We start from the raw sequence: 18,651 nt of genomic DNA on the forward strand, positions 1-18,651 counted from the left end.
GAGATGCGCACTTCGTGCGCCATCTCAGGGGCGCGGGGCAGGGGGAGGCGCGGCGGAGCCGCATGCCTCCAGGGGCGCGGGGAACTGCGCGACCAGCCACACCCCACCCGCACTCGCCCACGTCACGCACCTCTACGGCGATCCGGCGATCCGGTTCAAGCAGGTGAGCGCCTGTTCGAAGCCCCGGGTCAGTTCATCGAAGACGGCCTGGACGCTGCGCTCCGCGTTCATCCGGCCCACGATCTGCCCCACAGGCGTGCCGAGCAACGGCTCGACCTCGTACTTCTGGATCCGGGACACGGCCTCGGCGACGAGCAGCCCCTGCAAGGGCATCGGCAGGGCCCCGGGCCCGGCGGGGTCGTCCCACGCGTCCGTCCACTCCGTGCGCAACTGCCGCGCCGGCTTCCCGGTGAGCGCGCGCGAGCGCACCGTGTCGCCGGACCCCGCGGCCAGGAGTTTCCGGGTCAGGGCGGGAGAGCTGAGGTCCGCCTCGGTGGTGGTCAGCCAGACGGAGCCGAGCCAGACCCCCTGCGCCCCGAGCGCGAACGCCGCAGCCGCCTGCTGCCCGCTCCCGATCCCGCCCGCGGCGAGCACCGGGAGCGGCGAGACCGCCTCGACGACCTCCGGGGTCAGGACCATCGACGCGATCTCCCCGGTGTGGCCCCCGGCCTCGTACCCCTGGGCCACGACGATGTCGATCCCCGCGTCCGCGTGCTTGCGGGCGTGCCGCGCGCTGCCCGCGAGCGCGGCGACGAGCACGCCGTGCCGGTGGGCGCGGGCGACGACGTCCGCCGGGGGCGACCCGAGCGCGTTGGCGAGGAGGGCGACGGGATGGTCGAAGGCGACGTCCAGCTGGCCGCGCGCCACCTGTTCCATCCAGCCGGTGATGCGCCAGCCGGCCGCCTCTCCCTCGGCGAGTTCGGGCACGCCGTGCTTGGCGAGGGTGTCCCGGACGAACTGCCGGTGCCCTTCGGGGATCATCGCCTCGACGTCCGCCTCGGTGACGCCCTCGACCTTCTTCGCGGGCATGACGACGTCGAGCCCGTAGGGACGCCCGCCGGCGTGCGCGTGCAGCCAGTCGAGGTCGCGGGCGAGGTCGTCGGGGGCGGTGTAGCGGACCGCGCCGAGCACGCCGAGGCCCCCGGCCCTGCTGATGGCGGCGGCCACCGCGGGGAACGGGGTGAAGCCGAAGACGGCGTGCTCGATCCCCAGTCTCTTGCTCAGCTCCGTCTGCATGCGCGCAGGATGCCGCAGCGGACCGGACGACGGAAGAGGTTTTCTGATGCAGCGTCAGATAACGCCGCTCCGCGTACGCGGTTCGCGGTGGTTGACACGAGGCAGGACTGACATGAAAGTTTCATCCGTCCATCGAGATCCCGAAAGATACTTTCAGGAGGCTGCTCATGAACGCACCGGACCGGGACAGAGCACGCAGCGGCCTCACCCGGCGCCAACTGGGCGGAGCGGGCCTCGCCTTGGGCGGTGCCCTCGCCCTGGCCCCCTTCCCGGCGGGGCCCGCGTCGGCCGCCCCCGGGAAGAAGGCGCGCCCCACCCTGCGCCACGGCTCCCCCGGGCGCGCGGGCCTGCTCGCCGGGCACCTGCGGCAACTGGTCTCCGACGCCGAGAAGTTCCTCGGCCCCTCCCCCAAGCACCCCTGGTACGCGGGCGCCGTGCTGCTCGCGGGGCGCGGCGGCACCGTCGCCCTGCACCAGCCGATCGGCAAGGCGGTCCGCTACGCGCGTTACGACGAGGCCACCGACACCGGCGTCGAGCTCCCGGCCGAGCGGCAGATCGACATGGCCGGGGACACCGTCTTCGACCTGGCGTCGGTGTCGAAGCTGTTCACGTCGATCCTCGCCGTGCAGGAGATCGAGCGCGGCCACCTGGACCTCGAAGGGAAGGTCGCCGCGTATCTGCCGGACTTCGCGGGCGCGGGCAAGCAGGACGTGACCGTGCGCCAACTCCTCACGCACACCTCCGGCTTCCGGTCCTGGATCCCGCTCTACAAGGAGTCCACGCGCGAGGGACAGCTCCGTCTCATCTGGAACGAGGCCCTGCTCAACCCGCCCGGCACCACCTATCTCTACTCCGACCTCAACCTCATCTCGCTCCAGTTGGTCCTGGAGAAGCTCACCGGCAAGACCCTCGACGTCCTGCTGCGCGAGCGGATCACCCGGCCGCTCGGCATGGACCGCACCCGCTACAACCCGCCCGCCTCCTGGAAGCCCAGGATCGCGGCGACGGAGGACGCGCGGGCGCCCTGGTCGGGCCTCGACCGGGGTCTCGTCTGGGGCGAGGTGCACGACGAGAACGCGTACGGGCTCGGCGGTGTCGCGGGCCACGCGGGCGTGTTCTCCAGCGCGTGGGACCTCGCGGTCCTCGGCCGGACGCTCCTCAACGGGGGTGTCTACGGCGGCGCCCGCATCCTCTCCGAGAAGTCGGTGGAGCTGATGTTCACTGACTTCAACACGGCCTTCCCCGGTGACGAGCACGGCCTCGGCTTCGAGCTCTACCAGCACTGGTACATGGGCGCGATGGCGACCCCGCGCACCGCCGGGCACACCGGGTTCACCGGCACGTCGATCGTCCTCGACCCGACGACCGACTCGTTCCTCATCGTCCTCGGCAACTCCGTGCACCCCGTGCGCACCTGGCGGTCCGGCTCCGCTCCCCGGGTCGCCGCGGGCAACAACCTGGCGCGCGCCGTCGCCGTGCGTCCCGCCCATGGCCGCACGGCCTGGTTCTCCGGCATGGCGAACGCCACAACGGCCACCCTGACCCTGCCCGACCTGCGCCTCACCTCCCCCGACGCCCGCCTCACCTGCTCCCTGTGGTGGGACACCGAGCCGCGCTCCGACCTCCTGTTCCTGGAGGTCTCGACGGACGGCGGCGCCTCCTGGAAACCGCTCCCCTTCACCACCGGCCGCGACGAGGCACACCCGAAGGGCACGGCGGACGGCTGGTCGGGCCGCACCTGGCACCGTCTCACCGCGGACCTCGGCGGCTTCGCCGCCGCGTCCACGCGCGTGCGGTGGCGGTACACGACGGACCAGCTGTACGTGGGGCGCGGGGTGTACGTGGACGGCGTACGGGTCACCGACGGACGGCGGGCCGTCGCCTTCGACGAGGCGCGCCCGGCCGACTCCTCCCGTATCGAGGCGGTCGGCTGGACGGCCTCCGAGGACTGACGTCCGGCGTGCGCCGGGGTCAGCGGCCGAGCACCGCCATGGCGGCGTTGTGCCCGGCGACGCCGCTGACCCCGCCGCCGCGCACCGCGCCCGCGCCGCACAGCAGCACGTTCGCGTACTCCGTCGCCACGCCCCAGCGGTCGGCGCCCTCCTCCTCCGCGTACGGGAAGGACAGGGCGCCGTGGAAGATGTGGCCGCCGGGCAGGCGCAGGTCGCGTTCGAGGTCGAGCGGGGTCTTCGCCTCGATGCAGGGGCGGCCCTCGGCGTCCTCGGCGAGGCAGTCGGCGAGCGGTTCGGCGAGGTGGCGGTCCAGCTCGGCCAGGGTCGCCTTCAGCAGGGCGGCGCGCGCACGCTCGTTGTCCTCGGCGAACAGGCGCGCGGGGGTGTGCAGGCCGAAGAGGGTGAGGGTGTGGTGGCCGCTCGCGGCGAGGCCGGGGGCGAGGATCGTCGGGTCCGTCAGGGAGTGGCAGTAGATCTCCGAGGGCGGCGCGGAGGGCAGCGATCCGGCCGCCGCCTGCGCGTGGGCCGCCGCCAGCTCCTCGTACCCCTCGGCGACGTGGAACGTCCCGGCGAACGCCTCGCGCGGGTCGACGGAGGTGTCCTTCAGCCGTGGCAGCCGCTTGAGCACCATGTTGACCTTGAGCTGGGCGCCTTCGGCGGGTGCGGGCGGCGTGGTGCCGAGGAGGCGGGCGAGGTCCTGGGGCGAGGCGTTGACGAGGACGTGGGAGGCGGCGATCGTGCCTTCCCCGTCCTGCGTCCTGTAGGTGACCTCCGCGCGTCGGCCGTCCGTCTCGACGCGGGTCACCTCGTGGCCGGTGACGAGACGGGCGCCCGCCGCGCGGGCCGTGGCGGCGAGGGCGTCGGTGAGCGCGCCCATGCCGCCGACGGGCACGTCCCAGTCGCCGGTGCCGTTGCCGATCACGTGGTAGAGGAAGCAGCGGTTCTGGGTGAGCGCCGGGTCGTGGGCGTCCGCGAACGTGCCGATCAGCGCGTCGGTGAGGACGACGCCGCGCACCAGGTCGTCCGAGAAGCGCTCCTCGATGCCGACGCCGATCGGTTCCTCGAACAGCAGCCGCCACGCCTCCTCGTCCCCGACGCGTGCGCGCAGTGCGGCGCGGCTCGGGAGCGGTTCGGTGAGCGTGGGGAAGACCCGTTCGGCGACGTGCCGCGTCATCGCGTAGAACGCGGACCACGCCTCGTACTCGCGCTCGCCGCCCGTGAGACGGGCGAACGCCTCGCGCGTACGGTCCTCGCCACCGCCGACCAGGAGCCCGGTCGGACGGCCGGCGCGGACCGTCGGCGTGTACGAGGAGACGGTCCGCCGCCGCACGGCGAAGTCGAGCCCGAGGTCGGCGACGATCTTCTTCGGGAGGAGGCTGACGAGGTAGGAGTAGCGGGAGAGACGGGCGTCCACGCCGGTGAAGGGGCGGGTGGAGACGGCGGCGCCGCCGGTGGCGGGCAAGCGTTCGAGCACGGTGACGGTGCGGCCCGCGCGGGCGAGGTAGGCGGCGGCGACGAGGCCGTTGTGGCCCCCGCCGACGATGACGACATCGGGGTGTGCGTGCCGGTCCAAGACGGCCCCTTCGTTCCCGGGCGGGGACCGTGCGCTCAGCCGCGCGCGTGGCCCCGCTGACGCGACGCGGCGACTCGACGGTACAGCTCCAGCGCCTCCGTGCCCCGGCCGAGCTGCTCCAGGCAGTGCGCCTCGTCGGTGCGGGCGGCCAGCGTGTCGGGGTGGGCCGCGCCCAGGACCCGTTCGCGCCCCGCGGCCACGGTCCGGTACGCGACGAGCGCGTCCCGCCAGCGCCCGAGCCAGCCGAGCCCGACCGCGACCTCCCGGTGGCTCACGAGGGTGTCGGGGTGGTCGGGGCCGAGGACGCGCTCGCGGATCGCGCAGACGTCGCGGGCCTCGGCGAGCGCCTCCTCCCAGCGGGACAGGCGGCCGAGGTTGACGCCGAGACCGTGGCGGGCGCGCAGGGTCTCGGGGTCGGTGGGGCCGCTGACCCGGGTGCGGTCGTCGACGAGGTCGCGGTAGAGCGCGAGCGCCTCCGCGCTGCGGCCGAGCCGGCCGAGGCCGATGCCGACCTCGTACCGCGCGGCGAGGGTGTCGGGGTGGTCGGGGCCGAGCGCCCGCTCCCGGGCCCGGGCGACCTCGCGGTAGGTGTGCAGCGCCTCGCTCCAGCGCCCCAACTGGCCGAGTGTGTAGCCGACTTCGCAGCGGGTGACGAGCGTGTCGGGGTGGTCGGGGCCGAGGACGCGGGCGCGCGCATCGGCGACCTCCTTCGCCATGCGGTACGAGTCCTCCAGGCGGCCGAGGCGGCTGAGGTTGAAGGCGAGGTTGTGGCGGCAGCGCAGGGTGTCGGGGTGGTCGGCGCCCATCACCCGCTCCCGGGCCGCGAGGACGGAGGTGTACACCTGGTGGGCCTCCAGGTGGCGGCCCAGTTTGCCGAGGACGTACGCCACCTCCTGGCGGGCGCCGAGGGTGTCCGGGTGGTCGGGGCCGAGGACGCGCTCGCGGCCCTCGACGACGCGCCGGTAGGTGCGCAGCGCGTCGGCGGCGCGGCCGGTGCGGCTGAGGGCGAGGGCGACCTCGTAGTGGCTGGCGAGGGTGTCGGGGTGGTCCGGGCCGAGGGCGTGCTCGCGTTCGGCGGCGACGGCGCGGTGCACCTCTCCGGCCTCCGCCCAGCGGCCGAGGCGGCCGAGGCTGAGGCCCGCGTGGTGCCGGGAGAGGAGGGTGGCGATCAACTCCGGTGCCGGGGTGGGCCGTTCGGCGGGTCCGGGCGGCGGGAGGCCCACCTCCGTGGTGGGGCGCGGGATCCACTCCCCGGCGAGACCGGCCGCCGGGTCGGGCGGGGCGGGGGGCGGGCCCGCGCCGCCGGCGGCCTTGTGGCCCGTGGTCATGCCCCGGGTCCACGACGGCAGGCGCGGCTCGCGGGCGAGGGGCTGTGCGGTGACGATCTGGGTGTCGGGGTGCGGGGTCACCTGCGCGGTGCGGACCGTGGGCACGTAGGCGCCGCGCGCGGTGCGTCCGGTGGCGATGCGGCGGCCCAGCTCCCGTGCGTCGTGCGGACGTTGCTCGGGGTTCTTGGCGAGCAGGTCGAGGATGATGCGTTCCACGTAGGCGGGCAGGTCGGGGCGGTGGCGGCGGGGCGGTGCGGGCGGGGTGTCGCGGTGGCCGACGAGCACGGCCCAGGCGTCCTCGAGGTCGAACGGCGGGGCGCCGGTGGCGATCTCGTACAGCACGCAGCCGAGGGAGTACAGGTCGCTGCGCTGGTCGACGTGGGCGCCGCCGATCTGCTCCGGTGACATGTAGTGCGGGGTGCCCATGGCGATGCCGGTGCCGGTGAGGCGGGCGGTGAAGCCGATGTCGGCGCCGAGCCGGGCGATGCCGAAGTCGCAGATCTTCAGCGTGCCGTCGGCGAGGCGCACGATGTTGGCGGGTTTGAGGTCCCGGTGCACGATGCCCTGTTCGTGGGTGTAGGCGAGGGCGGCGGCGATCTGCTCGGCCATGTCGACGACGTCGTCCACGGGCAGCGGGTGGCGGCGGTTGTCCTCCAGGAGCTGGCTGAGGTTCTTGCCCTCCAGCAGCTCCATCACCAGGTACAGGACTCCCTCGTACTCGCCGAAGTCGTGCACGACGGTGATGCCGCGGTGCTGGAGCGCCGCCGCGACCCGTGCCTCGCGGCGGAAGCGTTCCCGCAGCACGGTGGTGAAGGACTGGTCGCGCTGGGGCGTGAGCGGCTTGAGGCACTTGACGGCGACGTGGCGGCCGAGCGACTCGTCGCGGGCGCGCCACACCTCGCCCATCCCGCCCCGGCCGATCCGGTCGAGCAGCCGGTAGCGCCCGTGGATCAGGGTGTGGTTCCCGCTTGCCTCCAGCTCTGGCATGTCCCGCTGTCGCCCCCGTCGCCTCGCCGCGCGGCCCCCCGGTCCAGTATGGGCACGCGGGTGCCGACTTTGAACGGGGCCGGGCGGGTGTGGGGGCCCAGTCGAGCCATGGCCCGCAGGATGTGTTTCGGGGGCAGTTGCCAGCGCAGGCGGGCGGGGACGGCGCGCAGCGCGGTGCCGGTGGCGCGCAGGCGGCGGGTGACGACGGCGGGGTCGGGGGCCGCCCGGCCGTACAGCTCGTGGGCGTAGGGCGGGAGCGAGGCGTAGGCGAGGTTCGCGACGCGCCGCCACAGCAGGTCGCGGGCGGGGACGAGGAGGGGGTGGGTGGGCGGGCGCTGAAGGAAGTCGTCGACGACACGGGCGTCGGGGCCGACTGCGAGTTCGGGCCGCACGGAGGCGAAGTAGGCCGCCAACTCCGCCCGGCTGGACGGCACTTCGGCCGGATCGAGGCCGACGAGGCGGGCGCTGGTGCGGTGTTCGGCGATGTAGCGGTCGGCGTGGGCGTCGGTGAGCGGCAGGCCGGAGCGCCGGGCGATGTGCAGGTAGGAGTCGATCTCGGCGCAGTGCACCCACAGGAGCAGCGCGGGTTCGTCGACGCCGTAGCGTTCGCCGGTCTCCGGGTCGGTGGCCGACAGCATGCGGTGGATCTTGCGGACGCGCGCGCCCGCCTTCTCGGCCGCCTCCGTGGTCCCGTACGTCGTCGTGCCGACGAAGCTCGCGGTGCGCAGGAGGCGCCCCCAGGCGTCGCGCCGGAAGTCGGAGTTCTGCAGGACGCCGCGCACGGCGCGCGGGTGCAGGGCCTGGAGGTACAGGGCCCTGATGCCGGCCACCCACATCATGGGGTCGGCGTGCGTCTGCCAGGTGACCGAGCCGGGGCCGAAGAGGCCCGGGTCCGCCGCGTCCGCCTCCGTCACCCGCGCCTCCTGTCGTCGCTGTTCCCGCTCCCTCAAGTGTGCGGGACAGCGGCTGTCAGCGGCGCACGCGGGGCATTCCGAGGCCGATCCAGGAGATGATCTCGCGCTGGATCTCGTTGTTGCCGCCGCCGAAGGTGAAGATGACCGCCGAGCGGTAGCCGCGCTCCAGTTCGCCGTGGAGGACCGCCCCGGCGCTGCCCTCCTTCAGCGCGCCCGCCGCCCCGACGACCTCCATCAGCCAGGCGTACGCGTCGCGGCGCGCCTCGGAGCCGTAGACCTTGACGGCGGAGGCGTCCTGCGGGGTGAGCGTGGAGTCCTGGAGGGCGCTGACCATCCGCCAGTTGAGGAGTTTCAGCGCGTCGAGCCGGGTGTGGGTCCGCGCGAGGCGTGTGCGGACCCAGCCGAGGTCGATGACGCGGCGGCCGTCGGCGAGCTTGGTCTCCATGGCCCAGCGCTGGACGTCGTGCAGGGCGCGGATCGCCATGGTGCCGTGGGCGGCGAGGGTGACGCGTTCGTGGTTGAGCTGGTTGGTGATCAGGCGCCAGCCCTCGTTCTCCTCGCCGACGCGGCGCGAGACGGGGACGCGGACGTTCTCGTAGTAGCTCGCCGTGGTGTCGTGCGAGGCGAGCGTGGTGATGAGGGTGCAGGAGTAGCCGGGGTCGGAGGTCGGCACGAGCAGCATGGTGATGCCCTTGTGCGGCGGGGCGGCGGGGTCGGTGCGGACGGCGAGCCAGACGTAGTCGGCGGTGTCGCCGTTGGTGGTCCAGATCTTCTGGCCGTTGACGACATAGGTGTCGCCGTCGCGGACGGCGCGTGTCCTCAGGGCCGCGAGGTCGGTGCCCGCGTCCGGTTCGCTGTAGCCGATGGCGAAGTCGATCTCGCCGGAGAGGATGCGCGGCAGGAAGAACTCCTTCTGTTCGTCGGTGCCGTACCGCATGAGCGTCGGGCCGACGGTGTTGAGCGCCATGAGCGGCAGCGGGACGCCCGCCTGGGCCGCCTCGTCGAAGAAGACGAACTGCTCGATCGGGGTGAGGCCGCGCCCGCCGTACTCCTTCGGCCAGCCGACCCCGAGCCAGCCGTCCGCGCCGAGGCGGCGGACGGTCTCGCGGTAGAAGCGCTTCTGGGCGGCGGGTTCCGCGTGGCGGGCGTACGCGTGATCGGGGACGAGGTCGGCGAAGTAGGCGCGCAGTTCGGTGCGGAGCTGCTGTTGCTCGGGCGTGTAGGCGAGGTGCACGGCCCCTCCTGGCGGTCGACCGGCCGGTGTCGGCGCACACAGTAGAACCCGTTCCAGAAATTGGGAATGCCCGGCCCGGTACGGCCTCGTCGGTCAGCCCAGCACGGCCAGGAAGTCGGTGCAGGCGCGGGCGCACGCGCGGCACTGCTCGGCGCAGTCCGCGGCGTCGGGGACGCCGTCGCAGGCGTGCGCGCACTCCAGGGCGACGGCACGGCACCATTCGACCTGGAGCCGCAGCCCGTACTCGTCCTGGTGCGTCTCCTCCGAGAGCAGCCGGCAGGTGGCGTCGCAGACCTCCACGCACAGCAGCAGCGAGCGGCGCAGATCGTGGCGCTGCCCCTCGCGCGCGGCGTCCTGGGCCGTCGCGCGGCGTGCGGGGCCGCCCTGGAGCGGAGGCGCGAGCGGTCCGGGTTCGAGGAAGCTGACGCGCAGGGCGCTGGCGCGGGCGCACTCGGTGCAGGCCTGGGCGCAGGCGAAGCGGCTCTCCAGGAAGCGGACGAGGGTGTCCTTCGGCGGTTCGGTCATCGGGGCGGGGTCTGCGGCCTCGGTGGTCGCGGCGCGGAGGTGCGACTGCTTCGCCAGGGGGGTCACCGGCCCGGCTCCTTTCCAGGAAACGTCTGCGTCCGCGCCGGGTAGCCGGATCGCCCGGGGCCAAACCGGCCCGACCCCGCGAGACCTGGTAATTCCTTTGCGACGGGCGGCGCACAGGGGTACTTTCGGCGCGCTTCTCACAGCCGCGCGCCCCCGGCGCTCGGCCCCCTTCCCTCTCACTGGAGTGCTCTTGTCCCACGTGTCGCGCGGCCGCGCGCGGTTGACGCCGCTCACCGACCCGCACGCCGCCGCCGGTACGCGCCGCCTCGTCTGGCTGGCGCGAGACGCGGACGACAACCCGGTCGGCACGGCGTTCCTGCGCCTGTTCGACCGCGACGGGCAGCGGCACCTGGCCGAGCTGACGCTCCGGGTGCACCCGGCCGAGCGGCGCGCGGGCATCGGCACGGAGCTGCTCGCGGCAGCGGCCGGGGCGGCTCGCGCGGACGGCCGCCGCACGATGCTCGCCGACGCGGACGCGGGCTCCCCCGGCGAACTCTTCCTCGCCGCACGGGACTTCAGGCAGGTGCTCCGGCTCACCCACGCGCGTCTGGTGCTCGCCGACGCCGACCTCGCGGCGCTCACCGAGGTGGCCGGGCGCCCGCACCCCGGCTACCGGCTGGTCGAATGGGACGGCGCGGTCCCGGCCGACCTGGCGGAGTCCTTCGCCGCCGCGCGCCGGGCCATGGACGACATGCCGATGGACGACGCCGACCACGGGCGGGTCGTCTGGGACGTGGAACGGGTACGGGCCGTCGCCCAGGCCGTCGCGGACCGTGGCGACCTGCTGCACACCGTCGCCGCGATCGACGAGCGCGACGGCTCCGTGGCCGGCTTCACCGAGCTGGTCATACCGGGCTCCCGCGAGGGCGACGCGCAGCACTACGGCACCGGGGTGCTGCCGCGGCATCGGGGCAACGGGCTGGCCCGCTGGATGAAGGCGGACCAGATCCTGCGCGTCCGCGCACGCCACCCGGGCCTGACCGCTCTCGTCACGGACACCGCGGACGGCAACCGGCCGATGCGCGCCGTGAACGACGCGCTCGGCTACGTACCGACGCATCACTCCCGCACCTGCCAACTCGACCTGTAGGCACCGGTTTCCCGCCGGTCCACGAGGGTTTACCGCGCGGGGTGCCGGTTACCGGGGACGGGGTACGGCGCGCGGCACGGACCGCCGGTCCCCGGCCCGCCGCACACGTCCGGTGACCACCCTTCACACCCTGTGAGTTGACACGTGACCGACCCCGAGAAGTCCGGTGCGCAGGAGGACCGCAAGACCCGGCTCACGGTTCTGGTGGCGCTCGCCGCGAATCTGCTCATCGCCGTCGCCAAGGCGGTCGGCGGTGTCATAGCGGCCTCGCCCGCCCTCCTCTCGGAGGCGGCCCACTCGGTGGCCGACAGCCTGAACGAGGTGTTCCTCCTCGCGGCGCTGCACCGCAGCCGCCGCCCCGCGGACCGCCGGCACCCGTTCGGCTACGGCAAGGAGCGGTTCTTCTGGTCGCTGCTCGCCGCGGTCGGCATCTTCGTGATGGGCGGCTGCTTCTCCTTCTTCCAGGGCTTCGAGGCGCTGACGGGACCGGCGACGGAGGAGTCGCACAGCGGCTACGTCGCCGGGCTGATCGTGCTCGGTGTCGCGCTGCTCGCCGAGGGCGCCTCCCTGGTCCGGGCGATCCTCCAGGTCCGCGCCCAGCCCGGCAAGGGCATCGGCTCCGACCCGGCGCTGCGCACCGTCCTCGCCGAGGACAGCACGGCCGTGCTCGGTGTGCTCCTCGCCGCCGGCGGCATGGTGCTCCACATGGTCACGGGCGATGTCGTCTGGGAGGGCTCGGCGTCCCTGGCCATCGGCGCGCTCCTCGTCTACGTGGCCTACGGGCTCGGCAAGAGCGCCCGCGAGCAGTTGATCGGCGAGGCCGTCGACCCCGAGCTGCGCGAGGGCATCCTCGAACTCCTGGAGTCGCAGCCGGAGATCGACTACGTCGCGGCGCTGCACACCATGCAGCTCGGCATGGACTCCACGCTCGTCGCCGCCCGCGTCGACCTGACCCCGGGCATCGACAGCGAACACCTCGAACTGGTCAGCGAGCGCATCAAGAAGGCCATCCAGGAGCGCTGGCCGGAGGCGGACCAGGTCTTCCTCGACGTGGTCGACATCCCGCAGCGCGTACGCGAGTGAGCCGCCGGGGCCGACGATTCGGACATGCGTCCAGGGGTACTCGCGAGGCGACGGAGAGCGAGACCGGGGAGGTCCGATGAGCCACGTGGAAGCGGCGGTGCTGGTCTTCGACTGCGCGGAGCCGGAGGAGCTGTGCGAGTTCTACCGGGTGCTCCTCGACGGTGAGGTCCGCTCGCCGGCCGGTGGCAACCGGATCGAGCTCGTCGGCGCGAACGGCACGCGCCTCGCGTTCCGCCGCGACCTCAACGCGGCCCCCGCGAGCTGGCCGCGCCCCGACGACTCCCAGCAGGCCCATCTGGACCTGCTGGTGGCCGAGGAGCACCTGGACGACGTCGAGCGGCAGATCGTCGGACTCGGCGCCCGTCCGCTGCAGACCCGCGGCAACGGCGGCCGTACGGCGTCGCGGCTGTACGCGGATCCGGCCGGGCACCCCTTCTCGTTGCGCAGTGACGGGCGGCATCTGGCGAAGCCGAAGGCGAGCTGACCGCGGCCGGGCATATGCCGCTCGACCGTCGATGCCGCCGGGCTGCCGCAAGCCGCCCGTCTGTACAGCCGTCTACGAGCCGAATCGTCCGCCATCTGTCCGAAAAGAGGCCCACTCATGACCGCCCGACCGCCCTCCCCCCACCCCGACGAGACGAAGCACGAGGTCAGGGGCGCTGTGCGCACGTGCCGCCCGGCCCGCCGCGACGGACGCGACGCCGCCGAACCCGACACCGAGCGCGAGAACGACTGGAATCTGGTGCGCGGAGAGGATTGAGAGCCCCTTCCGCCGCGCGCGTACGGGCATATGCTGTCCGTGCCGACGAGGGGAGGCACCCGGCGATGCCCACCGCTGAACGGCCCAAGATCCTGGTCGTCGACGACCGCGAGGACACGCTCTTCGCGATGGAGAGCGCCCTCGCCCCGCTCCGCTACCCGCTGGACCGCGCGGGCAACGGGGACGACGCGTTGAAGGCGGTCCTGCGCGGCGGCATAGCGGTGGTCCTCCTCGACGTGCTGATGCCCGACGTCAGCGGCTTCGAGGTGGCCCACTACATGACGCGCCTGGAGCAGACCCAGGACATCCCGATCATGATGATCACGGGCGCGGGCCAGGACCCCGCGCTCGCGGTCAAGGCGTTCGAGCTGGGGGTCGCCGACTACGTCGTGAAGCCCGTGGAGCCGTGGGTGATGCGGACGAAGGTCCGCTATCTGTACGAGACGAGTCTGCGCATCCAGGCCCTGCGGGACCGCCTGCGGGTGCATGAGACCGACGACGAGGGCGTCTCCCCCTACCCCGCCCCGCGCTTCGAGGACCGCCCGCTGCCGCGACCGGCCTGATCCCGCCCCGGCGGTGTGGAGCGTCACACCCCTGCCCATGGGTGCACTCCGAGCATGTGGTTGTACAGTACAACTTGCTTGGGAGTTGTATACGCCAACCCATGAATCCCACCTACGGAGGTCCTGCTCATGCCCGCCGACCAGCGAGCGGCGCTGCGCCACGTCCTGACCCATCTGCTGACGCCGCTCCTGATGTGCGTCGGCATGGGCCTCGCCTACCTCGGCGCCTTCGCCGCGCCCGAGCCGCACCATCTGCCGGTGGCCGTCGTCGGCTCCGGCCCCGAGGCGAAGGTCTTCGCGCAGACCGTGAAGGACAAGGCGGGCGACGCCCTCGACGTGCGCACGCTCGCCACCCGCGCCGAGGCGGTCGACCAGCTCAGGACGCGGCACGTCGACGGCGCGTACGTCCTGAGCGAGAAGGCGCCGGAGCTGATCGTGGCCTCGGCCGGGTCCGACACCACCGTCTCCGTCGTCCAGAAGATCTTCACGCCGGTCGCCGCTCAGCAGGGTGAGCCGCTCAAGGTGACCGACGTGGCGCCGACCGTCTCCGACGACCCGACGGGGCAGGGCCTGTTCTTCCTGCTCGTCGCGGTGAGCATCGGCTCCTACGCCTCGGTCGCCGTCCTCGGCGGTGCGGGCGCCGCGCTGCGGATGCGGGCGCGGGCGCTCCTCGCGGTCGGCGTCTCCGCGGTGGTCGGCCTGCTCGGCGCGGCGTTCGCGGGGCCCGTCTTCCACCTCGCCCACACCCATCTGTGGGGCGTGTTCGGCATGGCGTGGCTGTACTCCGCGGGCATCCTGCTGATCGGCGTCGGCCTGCACACCTTCCTCAAGCGCTGGACGACGCTCGCCGTCATGGTGCTGTTCGTGATGCTCAACTTCACGAGCTCCGGCGGTGTCTTCCGCCCCGAGATGCAGAACGGCTTCTTCGCCACCCTGCACGCCTTCTGGAACGGCGCGGGCTTCGTCGAGGGCGCCCGCAGCCTCCTCTACTTCGACCACTACGGCCTGGGCCGCCACGTGTGGACCCTGGTGGCCTGGCTCGCCGTGGGCGCGGTCGTGCTCGGCATCGCGGGGATCGCCGAGCGGCGGCGCGGACGGCAGCTTGCCCCCGCCGCGCCGGTCGAGGAGGCCGCCGCCGAGGAGGAGCTGGAGGAGGCCGTGGGCGTCTGACGCGGGGCGCGGACGGGCGGGCTGCCTCAGACTCCGTGGGGCAGCCTCTTCGCCCGGCCGCGCAGCAGGAACGCCTCCACGATCTCCACGACGCCCATCGCCACCAGCCAGCAGCCGCCGACCAGGGTGAGGACGGCGACGGACTCGAACGGCGACACGATGAGCACGATGCCCGCCATCGCGCTGACGATCCCGAGGAAGATCTGCCAGCCGCGCGCGGGCATCGCCGGGTCGGAGGCCGCCGCGGCGGTCTGCGTGATCCCGCGGAACAGCCAGCCGATGCCGATCCACAGGGCGAGCAGCAGGATCGACTGCATCGCGCCGCGGAAGCAGAACAGACCGAGCAGGACCGAGACGGCGCCGCTGATGAACGCCATCACACGCAGCCCGGTCGTCACATGCGTCCCCACCGCCGTCACGAGCTGGAAGACGCCGCTGACCACGAGGTAGACGCCGAAGAGGATCCCGGCGGCCCACAGGGAGGCGCCCGGCCATACGAGGACGAGGACGCCCAGGATCAGTGCGGCGACGCCCGCGAGCAGGACCGCCTGCCACGCGGCGGCGGCGAGTCTGCCGAGCGGCCCCTCCGGACGGTGGGTCCGCTCGTCCCCGGTGCTGTGGCCACGGTACTGACTCTGCTGGTCGTGCGGTGCGTGGGTCATGTCCGACTGTTCGCACCACCGCCCGGCACCTGCCACCGGGACGGGGCCGAACGGGTGACACACGCCGGCCCGCGCGCCCGGCGGCACCCGGTCGCTGGTCGACCGCCTGTGGCGGCGGGGCGTCTCCAAGGAGCGGGCCGCCGTCGACGAGTGGCTCAAGGAGATCGCGCCGTCCACGGAGCTGCGCTCCGGGTCTCGTCACCCTGGCGACCGGGGTCAAGGACGTCGAGCACAGCCACGTACCCGTGCTCGTACGCCATCTCGGAGCAGCCGGTGGCGACTCATAGGGCCCGGGTCACGCCGCCAGGCACACCGGGCCACGGCCGCCCTGGCCGCGCGCCGCGGCAGGGGCCGTCGAGCCGAGCGATGTGACCGCGACGACCGACACGGGCCGACGGCGGCGGGCGGCCCGCGCCAACTCGCCCTGCGCGAGCGCCAGTACGTCGGCGAGGCCGAGGCCGAGCGCGCCCGCGGCGGCGGCGAGCATCTCCGAGGACGCCTCCTTGCGGCCCCGCTCCACCTCGGAGAGGTAGGCCATGGAGATCCCCGCGACGTCGGCCACGTCCTGCAACGTCCGCCCCTGGGCCCGGCGGCGTCGCCGCAGCACGTCCCCGACGACGTGCCGCCACAGCGGCTCCTGCGCGCGGACGGGACGGGGCCTCGAGGTCTCGTGAGTGCTCATCGGCCCAGGTTAGGACGGGCGCCCCGGGCGGTGAACGGGCTTCGCCCAGGGCGATATCGCGGCCGGCCCGACGGTCGGAGGCCGTGGCTCAGGAGGCGCGGGGGCGTTCCCAGTCGCACGGCGGCGAGGGGCACGCGTGCGCGTCGTGTTCCTTCAGGGCGAGGCTCACCAGGCTGAGCAGCAGCTCCACGTCCGTGTCGCACTCCAGGAGCACGGTGATCCAGGAGGCGCCCGGCTGGACGCGGATGGCGCTGCTGTGCCGCAGTTGCGGAAGCAGTCGCTCGACCGCCGTCGACGTGAGATACAGATCTGCGCTGTCGTCGGCGTGGAAATGGACGAGTTCGTGGCCCTCAGCGCCGAAAGCGTGCCCAACCGAGCACCGGGGCGGGCCACTCACCAGGTTCGGCCATGTCCCGAGTTCGGTCATGGCGCGCTGGGCCGCGGTCATGCCTCCATCCTCGCGCACGCTTCACCTGGAGGACCAGCCCCGGCAACCGTCGCGTCCCTACGCGTCCTTCCCGGCGACGGCACGGCGTCGCTCCAGCACGTCGAGGACGCGCCGGCCCCAGCGCAGGTACTCCTCCTCCAGCGCGATGCCGCCGAGCAGCGTCAGGTACGGGCCGACCCGCTCCCCCTCGGCGAGGAACGTGTCCTCGTCGACACCGCCGAGCAGGTGGCGGCGCACCCGCTCGTAGCGGGCGAGCTTGCCGTGCGCCCACGCCATGCGCTCCTCCACGTGGGCGCGGACCGCGTCGAGGTCGCCGACGTCCGCGGCCTGCACCTTCACCATCAGCTCGTCGCGCATCGCCATCGGCTTGGGCTGCCGCGCCGTGAAGGCGGCGAGGTCGGCCCGGCCCGCCTCCGACAAGGTGAACATCCGCTTGTTGGGCCTGCGTTCCTGCGGCACCACGCGCGCGTCGACCAGTCCCTCGGCGGCGAGCTTGTCCAGCTCCCGGTAGAGCTGCTGCGGCGTCGCGGCCCAGAAGTTCGACACCGAGACGTCGAAGATCTTCGCCAGGTCGTACCCGGACGCCTCGCCCTCCAACAGGGCGGCCAGGACGGCGTACTTGAGAGACATATGGACACCCTACAGTCCGGCGATTATTCTCATCCGCACCTAGTCAATTAGTTGTCTATTGGTGTCTAGAGGGATGAGGTGGGGGCCATGCACGCCTTCCGTACCGCCGTGGAGAAGGGCGACCTGACGGCCGTCGAGGACCTGCTGGCCGAGGACGTGGTCTTCACCAGCCCCGTCGTCTTCAAGCCGTACGCGGGCAAGGCGATCACCGCCGCGATCCTGCGCGGCGTCACCCGCGTCTTCGAGGACTTCCGCTACGTAAGGGAGTTCACGGGCTCTGACGGCCGGGACCACGCGCTGGTCTTCGAGGCGCGGGTCGGCGAGCGGACGGTCACCGGCTGCGACTTCCTGCACGTGAACGAGGACGGCCTGATCGACGACTTCATGGTGATGGTCCGCCCGCTGTCGGGGGCGCAGGCGCTGGCGGCGGCGATGGGTGCGCAGTTCGACCGGATCGAGGAGGAGGCGGCCGGTTAAGCGCCCGGGGCGATCAGGCCCTGCACCTCGGCGTAGGTTGGGACCTCCGCGATGCCGTCCGCGCGGCGCCCGTCCCTGAGGGCCGTCGCGGTGGCCACGGCGGCGGCCAGGGCCCTGCGGTAGAGGAGCGAGCCGAGGCTGACCCGGCGGACGCCGAGCGCGCCCAGTTCGGCGAGGGAAGGGCCGGCCGGGTCGTGGAGGACGTTGAGCGGCGTCGCACAGGCCGCCGCCAGCTCGGCGATCCGCCCCGGGTCCGCCAGGCCCGGCACGAACACCCCGTCCGCGCCCGCCTGTTCGTAGGCCGCGAGGCGGTCCCGGGTGTCCGCCGTGTCGCGGCCCAGCCAGTACGTGTCGGTGCGCGCGTTCACGAACAGCTCGGGCACGGCGGCCTTCACGGCGGCGATCTTCTCGGCGTGCAGCTCCGCCGGGGCGAGGGTGCCGTCGGCGCGGCCGTCCTCCAGGTTGACGCCGGCCGCGCCCGCCTCGCGCAGGGTGCGGGCGAGCGCCACGACATCCCGTACGTCGTCGCTGAAGCCGCCCTCCGCGTCGACGGTGAAGAGGAAGCCGCGCTCACCGCCGCCCTTGCCGAGCACGCGGGCCAGGGCGACGGTGGCGTCGCGGGTCGCCGCCGCCCCGTCCGGCAGCCCGGCGGCAGCGGCGACACCGAGGCTGGTGGTGCCGACCGCCTCGAAGCCCCGCGCCGCGAGGGCGGCGGCTGAGGCGTGGTCCCAGGCGTTGGGCAGCAGCAGGGGTGCGGGCCCGTCGTGCAGGCGGGCGAAGGAGGTGTACGGCGTCATGGCCCCGACGCTAGGGCCGGAACAGTTCGGCGCCGCCCGAACCGTGCGCGGACACGTGCGCGCGCCTCAGAACCTGTCGTCGTCGCCGACCGGTTCGCACAGCTCGAAGAGGACTTCCCCGGAGTCGGCACCGGCGTGGACCCCGCGCGCCGGGCGCACCTCGGCCCCCACCCACACCATGTGCGGCGCCGTGCCCACGATCCGGCACGGCACGACGAAGTCCTCGGGGAAGCGCACCAGCGACTCGTTGCGCGCCGCCCCGGAGCCCCGGTGGACGACCCGGGTCTGCACCACGATGCCCGGACCCGCGCTGACCTGCGTCGTCAGTTCGCTCGACGCGCAGACCGGACAGAGCAGCCGCCGGAAGGACGCGGTGCCGCACCACCGGCACCGCTGATGGACGAAGCCCGTCGTCCCGGCCTCGTCCGCCGGCGTCATGACGCCGCTGCCGCCGGCCCTGGACATCCCGGTTGT

Annotated in this window: 19 protein-coding genes and 2 pseudogenes; 9 read left to right on the top strand and 12 right to left on the bottom strand. The window is 73.4% G+C overall.

Annotated elements, in window-relative coordinates; genetic code table 11:
* Positions 1–132: 132 nt before the first annotated feature.
* A complete protein-coding gene (locus ABZ877_RS32465; protein WP_361078641.1) occupies positions 133–1,236 on the bottom strand; it encodes a nitronate monooxygenase family protein in 1,104 nt (367 codons plus the stop codon).
* Positions 1,237–1,403: 167 nt separating this feature from the next.
* On the opposite strand from ABZ877_RS32465, the gene ABZ877_RS32470 reads away from it, so the two are divergent.
* A complete protein-coding gene (locus tag ABZ877_RS32470) occupies positions 1,404–3,188 on the top strand; it encodes a serine hydrolase (RefSeq protein WP_361078644.1) in 1,785 nt (594 codons plus the stop codon).
* A 19-nt stretch (positions 3,189–3,207) separates the two neighbouring features.
* Here the strand turns inward: ABZ877_RS32470 and ABZ877_RS32475 are convergent, their stop codons facing one another.
* From ABZ877_RS32475 to ABZ877_RS32495, 5 genes are all read right to left on the bottom strand, one after another.
* Complete coding sequence (locus ABZ877_RS32475) at positions 3,208–4,761, bottom strand: NAD(P)/FAD-dependent oxidoreductase (RefSeq protein WP_361078647.1); 1,554 nt, start codon at positions 4,759–4,761, stop codon at positions 3,208–3,210.
* Positions 4,762–4,796: 35 nt separating this feature from the next.
* Positions 4,797–7,076, bottom strand: coding sequence for a serine/threonine-protein kinase (locus ABZ877_RS32480; RefSeq protein WP_361078650.1), 2,280 nt, complete (start codon positions 7,074–7,076; stop codon positions 4,797–4,799).
* Positions 7,040–7,990, bottom strand: a complete 951-nt coding sequence (locus ABZ877_RS32485) for an oxygenase MpaB family protein (protein WP_361078652.1) — start codon at positions 7,988–7,990, stop codon at positions 7,040–7,042. The genes ABZ877_RS32480 and ABZ877_RS32485 overlap by 37 nt, the downstream gene beginning before the upstream one ends.
* 55 nt (positions 7,991–8,045) lie before the next feature.
* The gene (locus ABZ877_RS32490; protein ID WP_361078655.1) at positions 8,046–9,224 is read right to left on the bottom strand and encodes an acyl-CoA dehydrogenase family protein; all 1,179 of its coding nucleotides are present in this window, start codon (positions 9,222–9,224) and stop codon (positions 8,046–8,048) included.
* Positions 9,225–9,317: 93 nt separating this feature from the next.
* Positions 9,318–9,749, bottom strand: a complete 432-nt coding sequence (locus ABZ877_RS32495) for a ferredoxin (RefSeq protein ID WP_361078928.1) — start codon at positions 9,747–9,749, stop codon at positions 9,318–9,320.
* Positions 9,750–10,005: 256 nt separating this feature from the next.
* Between ABZ877_RS32495 and ABZ877_RS32500 the strand changes: the two genes are divergently transcribed.
* The 6 genes from ABZ877_RS32500 (at position 10,006) to ABZ877_RS32525 (ending at position 14,481) form a co-directional block, all read left to right on the top strand.
* Positions 10,006–10,905, top strand: a complete 900-nt coding sequence (locus ABZ877_RS32500; protein ID WP_361078658.1) for a GNAT family N-acetyltransferase — start codon at positions 10,006–10,008, stop codon at positions 10,903–10,905.
* Between the two features lie 144 nt (positions 10,906–11,049).
* Positions 11,050–11,988: a cation diffusion facilitator family transporter gene (locus tag ABZ877_RS32505; RefSeq protein ID WP_361078661.1), complete on the top strand. Its 939-nt coding sequence runs from the start codon at positions 11,050–11,052 to the stop codon at positions 11,986–11,988.
* Between the two features lie 76 nt (positions 11,989–12,064).
* A complete protein-coding gene (locus tag ABZ877_RS32510; RefSeq protein WP_361078664.1) occupies positions 12,065–12,472 on the top strand; it encodes a VOC family protein in 408 nt (135 codons plus the stop codon).
* Positions 12,473–12,589: 117 nt separating this feature from the next.
* Entirely contained in the window at positions 12,590–12,748 is a 159-nt protein-coding gene (locus tag ABZ877_RS32515; protein WP_361078667.1) for a hypothetical protein, read from the top strand.
* A gap of 65 nt (positions 12,749–12,813) precedes the next feature.
* A complete protein-coding gene (locus tag ABZ877_RS32520) occupies positions 12,814–13,311 on the top strand; it encodes a response regulator (protein WP_361078670.1) in 498 nt (165 codons plus the stop codon).
* A gap of 129 nt (positions 13,312–13,440) precedes the next feature.
* Positions 13,441–14,481, top strand: coding sequence for a hypothetical protein (locus ABZ877_RS32525; RefSeq protein ID WP_361078673.1), 1,041 nt, complete (start codon positions 13,441–13,443; stop codon positions 14,479–14,481).
* A 26-nt stretch (positions 14,482–14,507) separates the two neighbouring features.
* Here the strand turns inward: ABZ877_RS32525 and ABZ877_RS32530 are convergent, their stop codons facing one another.
* Positions 14,508–15,143, bottom strand: a complete 636-nt coding sequence (locus ABZ877_RS32530; RefSeq protein WP_361078676.1) for an HdeD family acid-resistance protein — start codon at positions 15,141–15,143, stop codon at positions 14,508–14,510.
* A gap of 82 nt (positions 15,144–15,225) precedes the next feature.
* Here ABZ877_RS32530 and ABZ877_RS32535 point away from each other — a divergent pair.
* Positions 15,226–15,430: pseudogene (locus ABZ877_RS32535) on the top strand (DUF488 family protein); the annotation flags it as partial.
* Between the two features lie 8 nt (positions 15,431–15,438).
* Here the strand turns inward: ABZ877_RS32535 and ABZ877_RS32540 are convergent.
* The 3 genes from ABZ877_RS32540 to ABZ877_RS32550 form a co-directional block, all read right to left on the bottom strand.
* Positions 15,439–15,825 carry a helix-turn-helix transcriptional regulator gene (locus ABZ877_RS32540; protein ID WP_361078679.1) on the bottom strand — a complete coding sequence of 129 codons (387 nt, stop codon included), beginning with the start codon at positions 15,823–15,825 and terminating at the stop codon, positions 15,439–15,441.
* 88 nt (positions 15,826–15,913) lie between these two features.
* Positions 15,914–16,273, bottom strand: a complete 360-nt coding sequence (locus ABZ877_RS32545; RefSeq protein WP_361078681.1) for a luciferase family protein — start codon at positions 16,271–16,273, stop codon at positions 15,914–15,916.
* A 57-nt stretch (positions 16,274–16,330) separates the two neighbouring features.
* Positions 16,331–16,903 (bottom strand): PadR family transcriptional regulator, encoded by a 573-nt coding sequence (locus ABZ877_RS32550; RefSeq protein ID WP_361078684.1) that lies wholly within the window; start codon positions 16,901–16,903, stop codon positions 16,331–16,333.
* Positions 16,904–16,990: 87 nt separating this feature from the next.
* Here ABZ877_RS32550 and ABZ877_RS32555 point away from each other — a divergent pair, with 87 nt between their 5' ends.
* Positions 16,991–17,380 (top strand): nuclear transport factor 2 family protein, encoded by a 390-nt coding sequence (locus tag ABZ877_RS32555; RefSeq protein WP_361078687.1) that lies wholly within the window; start codon positions 16,991–16,993, stop codon positions 17,378–17,380.
* On the opposite strand, the pseudogene ABZ877_RS32560 reads toward ABZ877_RS32555, so the two are convergent.
* Together ABZ877_RS32560 and ABZ877_RS32565 are read right to left on the bottom strand one after the other, a co-directional pair.
* A pseudogene (locus ABZ877_RS32560) lies at positions 17,377–18,165 on the bottom strand (isocitrate lyase/phosphoenolpyruvate mutase family protein); the annotation flags it as partial. The gene ABZ877_RS32555 and the pseudogene ABZ877_RS32560 sit on opposite strands and share 4 nt — an antisense overlap.
* A 78-nt stretch (positions 18,166–18,243) precedes the next feature.
* Positions 18,244–18,615 carry a zinc ribbon domain-containing protein gene (locus tag ABZ877_RS32565; RefSeq protein ID WP_361078931.1) on the bottom strand — a complete coding sequence of 124 codons (372 nt, stop codon included), beginning with the start codon at positions 18,613–18,615 and terminating at the stop codon, positions 18,244–18,246.
* Positions 18,616–18,651: the final 36 nt, after the last annotated feature.

This window comes from Streptomyces sp. NPDC046939 (assembly GCF_040644575.1).
Taxonomy (GTDB): Bacteria; Actinomycetota; Actinomycetes; order Streptomycetales; family Streptomycetaceae; genus Streptomyces.

Excerpts from the sequence above, each read along its gene's own strand:
- ABZ877_RS32495 (WP_361078928.1), bottom strand. The coding sequence starts at position 9,749 with ATGACCGAACCGCCGAAGGACACCCTCGTCCGCTTCCTGGAGAGCCGC.
- ABZ877_RS32510 (WP_361078664.1), top strand. The coding sequence starts at position 12,065 with ATGAGCCACGTGGAAGCGGCGGTGCTGGTCTTCGACTGCGCGGAGCCG.
- ABZ877_RS32520 (WP_361078670.1), top strand. The coding sequence starts at position 12,814 with ATGCCCACCGCTGAACGGCCCAAGATCCTGGTCGTCGACGACCGCGAG.
- ABZ877_RS32545 (WP_361078681.1), bottom strand. The coding sequence starts at position 16,273 with ATGACCGCGGCCCAGCGCGCCATGACCGAACTCGGGACATGGCCGAAC.
- ABZ877_RS32540 (WP_361078679.1), bottom strand. The coding sequence starts at position 15,825 with ATGAGCACTCACGAGACCTCGAGGCCCCGTCCCGTCCGCGCGCAGGAG.
- ABZ877_RS32525 (WP_361078673.1), top strand. The coding sequence starts at position 13,441 with ATGCCCGCCGACCAGCGAGCGGCGCTGCGCCACGTCCTGACCCATCTG.
- ABZ877_RS32470 (WP_361078644.1), top strand. The coding sequence starts at position 1,404 with ATGAACGCACCGGACCGGGACAGAGCACGCAGCGGCCTCACCCGGCGC.
- ABZ877_RS32480 (WP_361078650.1), bottom strand. The coding sequence starts at position 7,076 with ATGCCAGAGCTGGAGGCAAGCGGGAACCACACCCTGATCCACGGGCGC.
- ABZ877_RS32550 (WP_361078684.1), bottom strand. The coding sequence starts at position 16,903 with ATGTCTCTCAAGTACGCCGTCCTGGCCGCCCTGTTGGAGGGCGAGGCG.
- ABZ877_RS32555 (WP_361078687.1), top strand. The coding sequence starts at position 16,991 with ATGCACGCCTTCCGTACCGCCGTGGAGAAGGGCGACCTGACGGCCGTC.
- ABZ877_RS32565 (WP_361078931.1), bottom strand. The coding sequence starts at position 18,615 with ATGACGCCGGCGGACGAGGCCGGGACGACGGGCTTCGTCCATCAGCGG.
- ABZ877_RS32515 (WP_361078667.1), top strand. The coding sequence starts at position 12,590 with ATGACCGCCCGACCGCCCTCCCCCCACCCCGACGAGACGAAGCACGAG.
- ABZ877_RS32465 (WP_361078641.1), bottom strand. The coding sequence starts at position 1,236 with ATGCAGACGGAGCTGAGCAAGAGACTGGGGATCGAGCACGCCGTCTTC.
- ABZ877_RS32530 (WP_361078676.1), bottom strand. The coding sequence starts at position 15,143 with ATGACCCACGCACCGCACGACCAGCAGAGTCAGTACCGTGGCCACAGC.